Raw genomic sequence first — 11,840 nt, 5'->3', positions numbered from 1 at the left:
TTGCGTCCATACACTTCGGCCGCTCCAGGCGCCGAGGAGATGGCCCCCTGCGCACCCCCGCCCCACAGACCAGGCAATGCGTATCCGCGCGAAGCGCGGTCCAGGACCCCCAACCCGCCGCGACAGCAGTTAGCTGTGGCCGAACTCTTCTCCCGGCCCCGACTCCTCCACAGACCCCCCATCCCGATCCGGCCGCAACGGCAACGGATCGACAACGGTCTCGTCGATCACCGGCGGCGCCGGCCGCGGAGGCTTCGGCATGACGGCGGCCTCGGAGTGGCCCCCGCATCCGTAGCCGAGGGAGACGACGTGACCGTCCGCGGGACCGAACTCGTTGGCGCAGATGCCGAAGGCTTGGCGGAGGGAGCCCGCCAGCGGGACCAGGAAGCCGCAGGAGACGCAGTTGGCAGGGGCGGCCTGGGCCATGGCGGTCTTGGGGCCGTACGCCTCCTCCCAGCGGTCGGCCGCGACATGCAGGCCGTAGCGGGAGAGGACCCGGGGGCGCCCCATGCCCAGCTCCTCGGCGACGGCGGCGATGCTGCCACGCGCGGTCGTGTCGGGCTGGACCGCGGGCGAGCCGGGCTCGACGTCCGCGTCCTCGGCGTCCGCCAGCTCGGCAACCCCCGGCGCGACCCGCGCGCCATCGGCACCATCGGCGCCGTCGGCGCCATCGGCCCCGCCGAAGGCCCCGGGTTCGAGCCGAAGATCCTCGGCCTCCGTGGGCAGCAGGTCACCGGGCCCCATGTCCCCGGGCCGCAGCCGCTCGCTCCACGGCACCCACTCGGGCGCGAGGAGCGCGTCGGGGCCGGGGAGCAGGACGGACTCGTCGAGGGTGACGTGTTTGGCGCGGGACGCGCGGGCGACGGTCACGGCCCAGCGCCAGCCCCGGTAGCCGGGTTCCTTGCATTCGAACAGGTGGGTGACGACGCGGTCCCCGTCGGCGACGGCATCGACGTGCTCGCCGACCGTTCCCGGGGCGGCGGCCTCCTCGGCCGCGGTGCGGGCAAGGTCGACCGCCTCGGCGCACAGGCGGTCAGGGGTACGGCTTCGCATCGCAGCACTCACAAGAATCGATTCTCTCTTCCACGCCGTCTCACGAGTGCGCCAGCCGGAGCTGTCCTGTCCTGTCCGGACGACCGGCGTGCCGGGGCGGGCGGAGCGGACCTGGGGACCGCGTCGACGTCCGCGCCCGGTCATCTCGGTCGAGCGCACCTCTTACGAACCATTCTGCGGGATCGCGACAAGGCGCGCGGCCAAGAACGACCGCCGGTGGCGCGCTACACACGCTACCCCTTCAACGGTGTGCGGCCCCTCGGCGGGAGCGGCAAATGTCACCGGCAGCGGCCACCGGCCGTGCGGCGCGGCGCGACAGGCCGTGCAAAGAGCCATGGCCCGGGCGAGTTGGGGGCACTATTGCTGCGTGGCTGCCGGACGGGCGTCGAGGAGGACGAGGCTGCCGCGGATGCCACGGGCGTCGCGGGCCTTCGGCCCGTGGAGCGCGAAATCGGCCCGGGCCCCGCGGATCGCCAAGGCTTCGCGGATTTCCACCGGCCCGCGTGCCCCGAAGGGGGCGCGGGCCTCGACCGCGTCCACGCGATCCGACGGGCGCGGCGGCCGGGCGTGCCGCGCGGCGGGCCGGGCGCTGCGCCGCCCGTTCGCGGCGGCGGGGCGCGGCATACGGCGCGCGACGCACGCGCACGGGGCGGGCGAGTCGGGTCTCGGCAAGCTGATCGAGCTGCACGCGGTGAATTCGGCCGGTGACATGATGATCACCATTGCGCTGGCCTCGACGGTGTTCTTCTCGGTGCCGACGGATCAGGCACGCGGCCGGGTGGCGCTGTACCTGGCGGTGACGATGGCGCCGTTCGCGCTGCTGGCGCCGGTCGTGGGGCCGCTGCTGGACCGGGTGCCGCACGGCCGCAGGGCCGCGATGGCCGGGTCGATGCTGGCCCGCGCGCTGCTCGCGCTGACCATGGCGGGCGCGGTCGCGGGCGGCGGGCTGGAGCTGTATCCGGCGGCACTGGGCGTATTGGTGTCCTCGAAGGCGTACGGAGTGGTGCGGAGCGCCGTCGTCCCGCGCCTGCTGCCGCCCCGTATCTCTTTGGTGAAGGCCAATTCCCGGGTGACGCTGGCGGGGCTGCTGGCGACCGGGGCCGCGGCGCCGGTGGGCGGCGCGCTGCATCTGGTGGGGACGAGCTGGCCGCTGTACGGGGCATTCGCGGTGTTCGTGGCGGGCACCTTCCTGTCGTTCTCGCTGCCGCACAAGGTGGACTCGGCGAAGGGCGAGGGGCGGGCGCGGCTGGCGTCGGCGGAGGAGGACGAGCGGGCCGGGGAGCGGCCGGGGAAGGCGCCGGCCGGCCGGCGGCGGCCGGGGCTGCGGACGGTGGGCCCGTCCGTACTGCACGGGCTCCAGGCGAACTGCGCGCTGCGGTCGCTGTCCGGGCTGCTGACGTTCTTCCTGGCGTTCCTGCTGCGCGAGCACCCGCTGGGCGGGCTGGGGCCGCAGGTCTCGCTGGGGCTGGTGGCGGTGGCGGCGGGCGCGGGCAACGCGCTGGGGACGGCGGTGGGCGCATGGCTGCGGTCCCGGGCCCCGGAGCTGATCATCGCGGTGGTGCTGGGGCTGGCGCTGGCGGTCACGGTCACCGCGGCGGTCTTCTACGCGGTGCTGGCCCTCGTGGTGGTGACGGCAGCGGCGGCGACGGCGGGCCTGTGCCAGGCGCTGGGGAAGCTGTCGCTGGACGCGGTGATCCAGCGCGATGTGCCGGAGCAGGTGCGCACCTCGGCGTTCGCCCGTTCCGAGACGGCGCTCCAGCTGTCCTGGGTGGTCGGCGGCGCCGTCGGGATCGCGCTGCCGCTGAGCGGGACGCTGGGTCTGGCGGTGGCCGGGGCGCTGGTGGCGGCGGGCGCGGCGCTGGCCGTACGGGGCCTGCTGGGTGCGGCGCGGCACGGCGCGCCCCACCCTCGTGTGGCGTGAGCGGAACCGACCGATAGCCTGCCCGCATGACCGCGTTCTCTTCTTGGGGCACAGGCCGCCGCGCCGCTGCCGCCCTCGGTGCCGTGTCCCTGGGGCTCGTCACCCTTTCCGCCTGTGAGAAGCCGACCCCGCTCGCCACGGTGACCGCCGGCAAGGACACCGTGACCGCCGAGGCGGCCTGCTACGACGACGGCAAGGTGCTCGGCGATCTGGCCTCCACCGACAAGAAGGCGCAGGCCGAGTTCACCAAGTGCCTGACCACCGAGCCCAAGAAGACGATCACCGTGCACCCGGGTGAGAAGCTGCGGCTCGGCGTCGAGCCGGACGTGGCGGAGGACGGCTGGATCGCGCTGTCCAACAGCAGCCCGATCACCAACATGAGCAAGCAGACGTACCAGGTCGTCGCCAGCGCCGACCAGCTCTTCGTCAACCAGCAGACCCGCAGCCTGGCCGACTCCACCGTGGTGTCCGTCGTCGCCTCCAAGGGCGGCAAGTACACCGGCGTGTGGAACGTCAAGCTCAAGCGCGCCGAGTCCTGAGCCCGCTGACGTCCGCGCGAGGCCGGTGGTGATGAGGTGACCGAGATACGGGTCCTGGCCGTCACCGCCGTCGCGGCCGAGCGCGACGCGGTGGTCTCCGGTGTGGCCGGCGAGGGTGGCGCCGAGGTGGTCGCGCTGCCGGCGGGCGGCGCGCTGCACCGCGTACGGGCCGGTGAGCGGCCCTCCGTGGTCCTCGACGTGCTCGCCGCCGGTGTCGGCCCGGCCGCCGCTGCCGCCGGCACCGCGACCGCGCTGACCGCGGCGGTGTGCGGCGGAACGGGCTACGACCTCGTGATCTCCGCCGGTATCGGCGGCGGTTTCGCGCCCGGCGCCCCGGTGGGCGCGACCGTGATCGCGGACGAGATCGTCGCGGCCGATCTGGGCGCGGAGACGCCCGACGGCTTCGTACCGGTCACCGACCTCGGCTTCGGGACCGTCGTCCACACCCCGCCGCCGGACCTGGTGCGGGCCCTCGCCGCGGCGGCCGGCGCGGCGTGCGGCGCGGTGCTCACCGCCTCGACCGTCACCGGCAGCGCCGAACACGCCGCGCGGCTCGCCGCCCGCCACCCGCGCGCCCTCGTCGAGGCGATGGAAGGTTTCGGCGTCGCCGAGGCCGCCGCCGCGCAGGGCCTGCCGGTGCTCGAAATCCGTACGGTCTCCAACGCCGTCGGCCCGCGCGACCGCGCCGCGTGGCGCATCGGGGAGGCGCTGGGCGCGCTCTCCGCCGCCTGCGCCGCGCTCCCCCGCGTCCTGACGGCGGCCGGGGCCCCGATCTCCTGGAGGATGCCATGAGCGACCCGCTCAAGATCGCCTATTCGCCGTGCCCGAACGACACCTTCGTCTTCCACGCGTGGGCGCACGGCAAGGTCCCGGGCGCGCCCGCGCTGGACGTCACCTTCGCCGACATCGACATCACCAACGGCATGGCCGAGCGCGGCGAGGGCGACATCCTGAAGGTGTCGTACGCGGTGCTGCCGTGGGTGCTGGAGGAGTACGCGCTGCTGCCCTGCGGCGGCGCGCTGGGGCGCGGCTGCGGGCCGCTGGTGCTCACCAGGGAGCCGGGCGAGGCCAAGGACCTGGCCGGCAAGACGGTGGCCGTTCCGAGCGAGCGGTCGACCGCGTATCTGCTGTTCCGGCTGTGGGCGGCCGACGAGGTGCCCGGCGGCGTCGGCGAGGTCACGGTGCTGCCGTTCGACGAGATCATGCCGGCGGTGCGGGACGGCCGGGTGGACGCCGGACTGGTCATCCACGAGGCCCGCTTCACGTACCGGAACTACGGGCTCAGCTGCCTCGCGGACATGGGCGAGCACTGGGAGCGCACCACCGGGCTGCCGATCCCGCTGGGCGCGATCATCGCCAAGCGGTCGCTGGGCGCCGAGCGGCTGCGCGAGCTGGCCGCCGCTGCCCGCGCGTCCGTGCGGATGGCCTGGGACGACACCGAAGCATCGCGTGCGTACGTGCTGGAGCACGCGCAGGAGATGGACCCGGCCGTCGCCGACCAGCACATCGGCCTGTACGTGAACGAGTTCACCGCCGACCTCGGCGAGGACGGCTACGCGGCGGTCCGCGGCCTGCTCACGCGTGCCGCGGCCGAGGGGCTCGTACCGCCCCTCGGCCGCGATGCGCTGAATTTCGGCTAGCCGCCGGCCGTCACACGTCCAGCTGGTCGGCGACCGCGCGCAGCATGCCCGCGATCTTCCCGCCGTGTGCCTTGTCGGGGTAGCGGCCGCGCTCCAGCTGCTGGGCGACGTTCTCCAGGAGCGTGGTGAGGTCCTGCACGATCGACGCCAGCTCGTCCGGCTTGCGGCGCTGGGCCGCCGCCACCGACGGCGCGGGGTCGAGGATCGTCACCGAAAGCGCCTGGTCGCCGCGCTGGCCGGCCACCACGCCGAATTCGACGCGCTGGCCCGGCTTGAGTGCGTCCACGCCGTCGGGCAGCACCGACGAGTGCACGAAGACGTCACCGCCGTCGTCGCGGGAGAGAAAGCCGAAGCCCTTCTCGCTGTTGAACCACTTGACCTTGCCGGTAGGCACGTCTGTCCTCGTCCTCGTACTCGTCGGAAAACCACTGGGGTCTGGTTACGGTGTTCCCTGCGGGAAAAAACAGCTCTGGATAGCAGTGCAGCGGGCCACCTGACCCGCCACCCCCCAAGGCTAATGGTCCGGTGCCCGGTGACAAGACGTCGCCGGGTGGTTCCCCCGCGCTTCTGGCCCGGACTTACCCTGGTCGTGTGTCTGACAAAACTCCCCAGGCCGGGGATCTGCTGGTGCGGATCGGCGCGATTGTTTTCCTGATTGGCGCGGTGGCCACACTCGCCACCGTCACCCCGCTGTTCATCGGGGCCGATCCGCTGCCGTCCGTCTTCTACTGGGTCTGCATGCTGATGGGCGTCGGCTTCGTCGTCGCCGCGGCCGGAGTGCTGCGTTCCGTCGCGGCGCAGCGGCGGCAGGCGCGCTCCTCCGCGGCGTAACGGACTCAACGGTTCCGCCCGGCCACGTACCCCTCCAGCCAGGCCGGGAAGCCGGTCAGGTCGTCCAGGAGGACGTGGGCGCCGGCCGCGCTCAGCTCGTCCGGGGCGCACGGCCCGGTGGCCACCGCGACGGACAGCGCGTCGGCGGTGTGCGCACCGCGTACGTCACCGGTGTGGTCGCCGACGTAGACGGACGCGCCGTGCGCGCGCAGCGCCTCGGCCTTGGCCTCCGCCCACAGCGAGCCGATGACGGCGTCCGCCGCGATGTCCAGGTGCGCCAGGTGCAGCTTGGCGTTGGGCTCGTACTTCGCGGTGACGACGATGGCCCGCCCGCCGTGGCGCTGTACGGCGGCCACCGCCTCGCGGGCGCCCGGCATCGCGAGCGTCCCGGTGATCGCGTGCGCCGGGTACAGCGACCGGTACAGGTCGCTGACCTCGGCGACCCGCTCCTCGGGGAACCACCGGCGGATCTCCTGCTCCAGCGGCGGCCCGAGCCGGGTGATCGCCGCGTCCGCGTCGATGTACGTCCCGGTCTCGGCCGACAGTGCCTCGTACGCCGCCTTGATGCCGGGGCGGGAGTCGATCAGCGTCATGTCCAGGTCGAAGCCGACGGTGAGCGTCTGCGAGGCGGTGGCGACCGTGGGATCGGGGACCGGGGTGTGCGAAGCCATGGTGGCCATTGTGGCCGATGGCCCCGGCGGGGCGGGCCGTAGACTTACGCTCTCCTGACCTGCCCACCGCCCGTGCCCGCGCCACCGCGAAACGGAGCCGATGCCAGTCGTCCGGGCCAGCAGCCCCAGAACCTTCCTGGTGAGACGCCGCGCCGCCTGGACGGCCGGGGCGGTGCTCGTGCTGCTGCTGACGGTGCTGCTCTCGCTGGCGGTCGGCAGCCGCCCGTTCGCGCCGTCCGAGGTGTTCGACGCGCTGCTGTACGGCGGGGACGGCGACGCCGCGCAGGTGGTGCGCTTCCTGCGGCTGCCGCGCACGCTGACCGGCCTGATGGTCGGCGCCGCGCTCGCCCTCGCGGGCACCGCCATGCAGGGCATCACCCGCAACCCCATCGCCGACCCGGGCGTCCTCGGCATCAGCCAGGGCGCCTCGGTGGGCGTGGTCCTCGCGCTGTCCTTCCTGGGGGTGCACACCCTCGGCGGTTACGTGTGGTTCGCCTTCGCGGGCGCCGGGATCGCGGCGGTGGCCGTGTACGCGATCGCCTCCAGGGGGCGGGGCGGCGCGACGCCGGTGAAGCTGGCGCTGTCCGGGGCCGCGATCAACGCGCTGCTGGTCGCGGTGACCATGGCGGTGCTGACGACGAAGGCGGCGGCGCTGGACGAGTTCCGGTTCTGGCAAGTCGGCTCGCTGACCGGCCGGGACATCGGGGTCGTCGCGCGGATCTGGCCGTTCCTGCTGGCGGGCGCGGTGCTGGTGCTGGCCGTCGCGCGCGGCCTGGACGCGCTGGCGCTCGGCGAGGACGTGGCCAAGGGGCTGGGGCAGAACGTCGCGGCCGTACGCGTCGTGGCCGGGCTCGGCGCCACCGTGCTGACCGGCGCGGGTGTCGCGGCGGCCGGGCCGATCGCCTTCGTCGGCCTCGCCGTACCGCATATCGCCCGCGCGGCCGTGGGCGGCGACCACCGCTGGCTGCTGCCGATGGCGGCGCTGCTCGGCCCGGTCGTGGTGCTGGTCTCGGACACCGTCGGGCGCGTGCTGTTCCCGCCGTCCGAGGTGCCGGCGGGGGTGCTGACGGCGCTGATCGGGGTGCCGTTCCTGGTGGCGCTGGTACGGCGGAAGGCGGTGCCCGCGTGACGGCGCCGGCCACCGGCTGCGGAGACGGCGTACGGCCGGCGGGTGCGCGGCCCGCCGGGTACGCCCTCGTGCGCGCCGGGCGCGCCTCCTTCCTGGTGCACCGGCGGGCGGTGGCCGTCGCCGCCGTGCTCGCCGTGCTGCTCGCGGCCGTCTGCCTGGCGTACCTGTGTGTCGGCGAGTCCTTCGTGGCGCCCGGCGAGGCGCTGAAGGCCGTCTTCGGACGGCCCTCCTCGGCGGAGCTGGTCGTCGGGACGCTGCGGCTGCCGCGGATGGCGGCCGGGCTGCTGGTCGGCGCGGCCTTCGGGATCGCGGGCGCGCTGATCCAGACCGTCGCCCGCAATGCGCTCGCCAGCCCGGACGTCATCGGCGTCACGCAGGGCGCGAGCGCGCTGACGGTGGGCGCGATGACGTTCGGCGTGACCTCGTACACCGTCCTGCCGTACCTGTCCGTCGCGGGCGGTGTGCTCGCCGCCGCGCTCGGCTACGTCTTCGCCTGGCGCGGCGGCCTGCACGCCACCCGCTTCGTGCTGATCGGCATCGGCTTCGCCGTCGCGCTGCGCTCGGTCACCCAGCTGTTCCTCACCAAGGGCGACTACCTCGTCGCCCAGCAGGCGCAGGTGTGGCTGACCGGCTCGCTCAACGGGCGCGGCTGGGCCGAGGCCGCGCCGCTCGGCTGGGCGCTGCTGGTGCTGCTGCCCGCCGTCCTGTGGGCGGCCCGCGCCCAGCGCACCGTCTCGCTGGACGACGCCACGGCGACCGCGCTCGGCGTACGGCTGAACCGCACCCGGCTCGGCCTGGTCGCGCTCGGCGTGGTGCTGGCCTCGATGGCCACCGGCGCGGCGGGCCCGGTCGACTTCGTGGCGCTGCTCGCCCCGCAGACCGCCCGCCGGCTGACCCGTACCGCGCAGGTCCCGCTGCTGTGCTCGGCGCTGCTGGGCGCGGTCGTGGTCGTGCTCGGGGACCTGCTGGCCCGCACGCTGTTCGCACCGACCGAGCTGCCGGTGGGCGTGCTGACCGCGGCCGTCGGCGCCCCGTACCTGATCCACCTGATCATCCGCAGCCGGGCCGTGGGAGGACGCGCGTGAGCGAGGGCACCGGGGGCGCGGGAGGCGCCCGGGATGTGGCACCCACCCGCAGCCGGCTCGCGGCCCGGGACCTGACGCTGGCCTACGAGGACCGTACGGTCGTCGACGGACTCGACCTCGACATCCCGCACGGCGCGGTGACGGTCGTCGTCGGCCCCAACGCCTGCGGCAAGTCCACGCTGCTGCGGGCGCTCGGCCGGCTGCTCAAGCCGCGCCGCGGCGCCGTCCTGCTGGACGGTGCCGACCTGGCCCGCATCCCCACCAAGAAGATCGCCCAGGCGGTGGGGCTGCTGCCGCAGACCCCGGTGGCGCCCGAGGCGATCACCGTCGCCGACCTGGTCTCCCGCGGCCGCCAGCCGCACCAGTACTGGTGGCGGCAGTGGTCCGGGGCGGACGAGCGGGCCGTCGCCGAGGCCATGGCCCGTACGGACGTGACGCGGCTGGCGGACCGGCCGGTGGACGAACTGTCCGGCGGGCAGCGGCAGCGCGTGTGGATCGCGATGGCGCTCGCCCAGGAGACCGGCCTGCTGCTCCTGGACGAGCCGACGACGTACCTGGACATCGCGCACCAGGTCGAGGTGCTGGACCTGATACGGCAGCTCAACCACGACCGGGGGCGCACCGTCGTCGCCGTCCTGCACGACCTCAACCAGGCCGCCCGCTACGCCGACCACCTGGTGGCGATGAAAGAGGGCCGGATCGTCGCCCAGGGGCACCCGTCGGCGGTCGTGACGGCCGGGCTGGTGCGGGAGGTGTTCGGGCTGGAGTCGGTGGTCGTCCCCGATCCGGTGACGGGCTCGCCCCTGGTGGTCCCGGGGCGGCCTTGGCAGGCACCGGGCGGAGGGGCCACGGTCGTTCCCGGGCCGGCCTAGGGCCGCCCCGTACGGCCAACCCCTGCTGCCGAAAGGGTCCGTCATGCCGTTCCACGCAGTCCCCCGTACGGTTCCGTGGGCCGGGCGCCGCCGCGGCGTCCTCGCCGTGGCCGCCGCCCTGGCCGCCTCCCTGACGATGGCCGCGTGCGGCTCGGGCGGCTCGTCCGGAGCGGGTGGTTCCGGTGCGTCGGCCGAGCCCGCCGACTGCCCGGCGCAGCCCGCCACGGCCTGGGCGAAGCCCGTGGCGGGCGCGGGCACGCACCGGGTGCGTACGGCGCAGGGCGAGGTGACGGTGCCGAACCGGCCGCGGCGGGTGGTCGTCCTGGACACCGCGGAACTGGACTCCGCCATCACACTCGGGATCACGCCGGTCGGCGCCACCCGCTCCGACGTGGCCGGGGGCTTCCCCGGCTATCTGCCCAAGGACAAGGTCGCGGGCATCGAGGACGTGGGCAGGATCGGCGCCCCGAACCTGGAGGCGGTCGCCGCGCTGAAGCCGGACCTGATCCTGACCAGCAAGGTGCGCGACGGCAAGCGGTACGAGCAGTTGAAGGCCATCGCGCCCACGGTCATGACGGAGACCACCGGCTACCCGTGGAAGCAGAACTTCGCCACCCACGCCGACGCGCTCGGCAGAATCCCGCAGGCGCGGCGGACGGTCGCCGCGTACCAGGCGCACGCCGAGCGGGTCACCGCGGCGCTCGGCGGGGCCGCGGCGGCGCAGCGCACCACGACGAACGTCGTCCGCTTCGTCGAGGGTGCCGACACCCGCATCTACGGCTGCCGCAGCTATATCGGCACGGTCCTGAACGACGCCGGCACCGGCCCGACCAGCGTGGTCGAGGGAGCGCCGGACGGCCTGATGGTCGAGGTGAGCGCGGAGCAGATGAACAAGGCGGACGCGGACGCGCTCTTCTACACGGCCTACGGCAGCCCGGAGAAGTCCAGGGAGAAGCAGGTCACCGGCGGGGCGCTGTGGAAGAACATGCACGCGGTCAAGAGCGGCCGGGCGTTCCGCGTCGACGATGAGCTGTGGATCCAGGGGATCGGGTACACGGCGGCGGACAAGGTCCTGGGAGAGCTGGAGGGGAAGCTGGGGAAGCCGTAGGCGGGGCGGCGGGCCCGCCCGGCGCGGGCCCGCCGTCCGTCAGCGCGGCTGCCGCCGCATCCGCCACACCAGGAACACGGCCGAGGCGACGGCCGCGACGCGGACCACCACCGGCAGCACCCCGGTCAGCTCGTGCCCCAGCTGCCCCTCGGCGATGGGTTCGCCCCACCGCCCGTCGATCCGGCCCCACAGCCACACCACCAGCCCGCCGACGATCACTCCCGGCACCCCCAGCGCCGCGAACTTCGCCTCCCGGCGGGGCAGCCGCCGCGAGGTGTACGCGATCACCCAGCCTCCGGCGAGCGCGAGCCAGGCCCCGGTCACCGCGCCCGCCACCAGCAGGAGCACGGCCAGCAGCAGGACCGGGCTGAGCGGGGCCCGCGCGACCGGCGCGTACTCCACCGCCTCGGGCTCCTCGGCGTACGGCTGTGGGGCGGCGCCGGTCCTCCGCCACCGCGCGAGCACGCGCGGCAGGACGCCGCGCGGCGCCTCGGCCGCCTCCTCGCCGTGCTCGCCGCCCGCCTCGTCGTCCGCGTCCTCCATGTCCTCGGCATCGTCGTCGCCGTCCCGCTCGCCCTTCTCCAGGGACAGCGGGCCGTCCGCGCGCTCGCCCGGCGGGCGCTCCCGGATCTCGGGGATCTCGATGCCGCCGATGAATCCGGGCACCGTCTCGCCGGGCCCGTACGGCCCGTACGGGTCCTCCTGCACGCGCCACCAGTCGGGCTCGGCGCTGCCGTCACCGAGTTCGTCGAAGCCCGCGAGGTGCGGCGGGGACGCGGCGGGCGGCGGCTCCGGCTCGCGGTCGCGGCCGGAGCGGCGCCGGCCGTCGCGCGGGGCGGGGATCTTTCCGGCGATGCGTTCGCGCAGGCCCTCGCCGAGGGCGGAGAGGTTGGGGAGGGCGGGGCGGGTGGGGCGGTCGGTGGGATTGGGGGGGGGGGGGGGGGGGGGGCCGGGGGGGGGGGGGGGGGGGGGGGCGGGGGGGGGGCCGCCG

13 protein-coding genes are annotated in these 11,840 nt (G+C 74.8%); 9 read left to right on the top strand and 4 right to left on the bottom strand.

The window, feature by feature from the left end:
* Nucleotides 1-129: 129 nt before the first annotated feature.
* On the bottom strand, nucleotides 130-1,053 hold the full coding sequence (locus ADK86_RS10780) for a DUF3027 domain-containing protein (protein WP_053696367.1): 924 nt from the start codon (nucleotides 1,051-1,053) through the stop codon (nucleotides 130-132).
* A gap of 409 nt (nucleotides 1,054-1,462) precedes the next feature.
* Between ADK86_RS10780 and ADK86_RS10775 the strand changes: the two genes are divergently transcribed.
* The 4 genes from ADK86_RS10775 to ADK86_RS10760 are packed head-to-tail and all read left to right on the top strand — an operon-like array spanning nucleotide 1,463 to nucleotide 5,153.
* Nucleotides 1,463-2,974 (top strand): MFS transporter, encoded by a 1,512-nt coding sequence (locus ADK86_RS10775; RefSeq protein ID WP_078951986.1) that lies wholly within the window; start codon nucleotides 1,463-1,465, stop codon nucleotides 2,972-2,974.
* 26 nt (nucleotides 2,975-3,000) lie between these two features.
* Nucleotides 3,001-3,513, top strand: coding sequence for a hypothetical protein (locus ADK86_RS10770; RefSeq protein WP_030604020.1), 513 nt, complete (start codon nucleotides 3,001-3,003; stop codon nucleotides 3,511-3,513).
* Nucleotides 3,514-3,558: 45 nt separating this feature from the next.
* Entirely contained in the window at nucleotides 3,559-4,305 is a 747-nt protein-coding gene (locus ADK86_RS10765; RefSeq protein WP_053696369.1) for a futalosine hydrolase, read from the top strand.
* Nucleotides 4,302-5,153: a 1,4-dihydroxy-6-naphthoate synthase gene (locus tag ADK86_RS10760; protein WP_053696366.1), complete on the top strand. Its 852-nt coding sequence runs from the start codon at nucleotides 4,302-4,304 to the stop codon at nucleotides 5,151-5,153. Before ADK86_RS10765 ends, ADK86_RS10760 begins: the two co-directional genes overlap by 4 nt.
* A 10-nt stretch (nucleotides 5,154-5,163) precedes the next feature.
* Here the strand turns inward: ADK86_RS10760 and ADK86_RS45395 are convergent, their stop codons facing one another.
* On the bottom strand, nucleotides 5,164-5,547 hold the full coding sequence (locus ADK86_RS45395; protein WP_030604011.1) for a cold-shock protein: 384 nt from the start codon (nucleotides 5,545-5,547) through the stop codon (nucleotides 5,164-5,166).
* A gap of 197 nt (nucleotides 5,548-5,744) precedes the next feature.
* Here ADK86_RS45395 and ADK86_RS10750 point away from each other — a divergent pair, with 197 nt between their 5' ends.
* On the top strand, nucleotides 5,745-5,984 hold the full coding sequence (locus ADK86_RS10750; RefSeq protein WP_053696365.1) for a hypothetical protein: 240 nt from the start codon (nucleotides 5,745-5,747) through the stop codon (nucleotides 5,982-5,984).
* Nucleotides 5,985-5,989: 5 nt separating this feature from the next.
* On the opposite strand, the gene ADK86_RS10745 is transcribed toward ADK86_RS10750, so the two are convergent.
* Complete coding sequence (locus ADK86_RS10745; RefSeq protein WP_420718837.1) at nucleotides 5,990-6,664, bottom strand: HAD family hydrolase; 675 nt, start codon at nucleotides 6,662-6,664, stop codon at nucleotides 5,990-5,992.
* 91 nt (nucleotides 6,665-6,755) lie between these two features.
* Between ADK86_RS10745 and ADK86_RS10740 the strand changes: the two genes are divergently transcribed.
* Genes ADK86_RS10740 through ADK86_RS10725 form a run of 4 tightly spaced genes read left to right on the top strand, consistent with a single transcriptional unit; the run spans nucleotide 6,756 to nucleotide 10,849 of the window.
* Nucleotides 6,756-7,784 (top strand): FecCD family ABC transporter permease, encoded by a 1,029-nt coding sequence (locus tag ADK86_RS10740; RefSeq protein ID WP_053696364.1) that lies wholly within the window; start codon nucleotides 6,756-6,758, stop codon nucleotides 7,782-7,784.
* The gene (locus ADK86_RS10735) at nucleotides 7,781-8,869 is read left to right on the top strand and encodes a FecCD family ABC transporter permease (RefSeq protein WP_053696363.1); all 1,089 of its coding nucleotides are present in this window, start codon (nucleotides 7,781-7,783) and stop codon (nucleotides 8,867-8,869) included. Before ADK86_RS10740 ends, ADK86_RS10735 begins: the two co-directional genes overlap by 4 nt.
* Nucleotides 8,866-9,741, top strand: coding sequence for an ABC transporter ATP-binding protein (locus ADK86_RS10730; protein WP_053696362.1), 876 nt, complete (start codon nucleotides 8,866-8,868; stop codon nucleotides 9,739-9,741). The genes ADK86_RS10735 and ADK86_RS10730 overlap by 4 nt, the downstream gene beginning before the upstream one ends.
* 43 nt (nucleotides 9,742-9,784) lie before the next feature.
* Complete coding sequence (locus tag ADK86_RS10725) at nucleotides 9,785-10,849, top strand: ABC transporter substrate-binding protein (RefSeq protein WP_053696361.1); 1,065 nt, start codon at nucleotides 9,785-9,787, stop codon at nucleotides 10,847-10,849.
* Nucleotides 10,850-10,888: 39 nt separating this feature from the next.
* Here the strand turns inward: ADK86_RS10725 and ADK86_RS10720 are convergent, their stop codons facing one another.
* Complete coding sequence (locus ADK86_RS10720; protein ID WP_107088450.1) at nucleotides 10,889-11,557, bottom strand: hypothetical protein; 669 nt, start codon at nucleotides 11,555-11,557, stop codon at nucleotides 10,889-10,891.
* Between the last annotated feature and the right edge of the window lie 283 nt (nucleotides 11,558-11,840).

Origin of the sequence: Streptomyces sp. NRRL F-5755 (genome assembly GCF_001279365.1) — a bacterium.
Taxonomy (GTDB): Bacteria; Actinomycetota; Actinomycetes; order Streptomycetales; family Streptomycetaceae; genus Streptomyces; species Streptomyces rimosus.
This window is presented reverse-complemented; position numbering and strand designations above follow the sequence as displayed.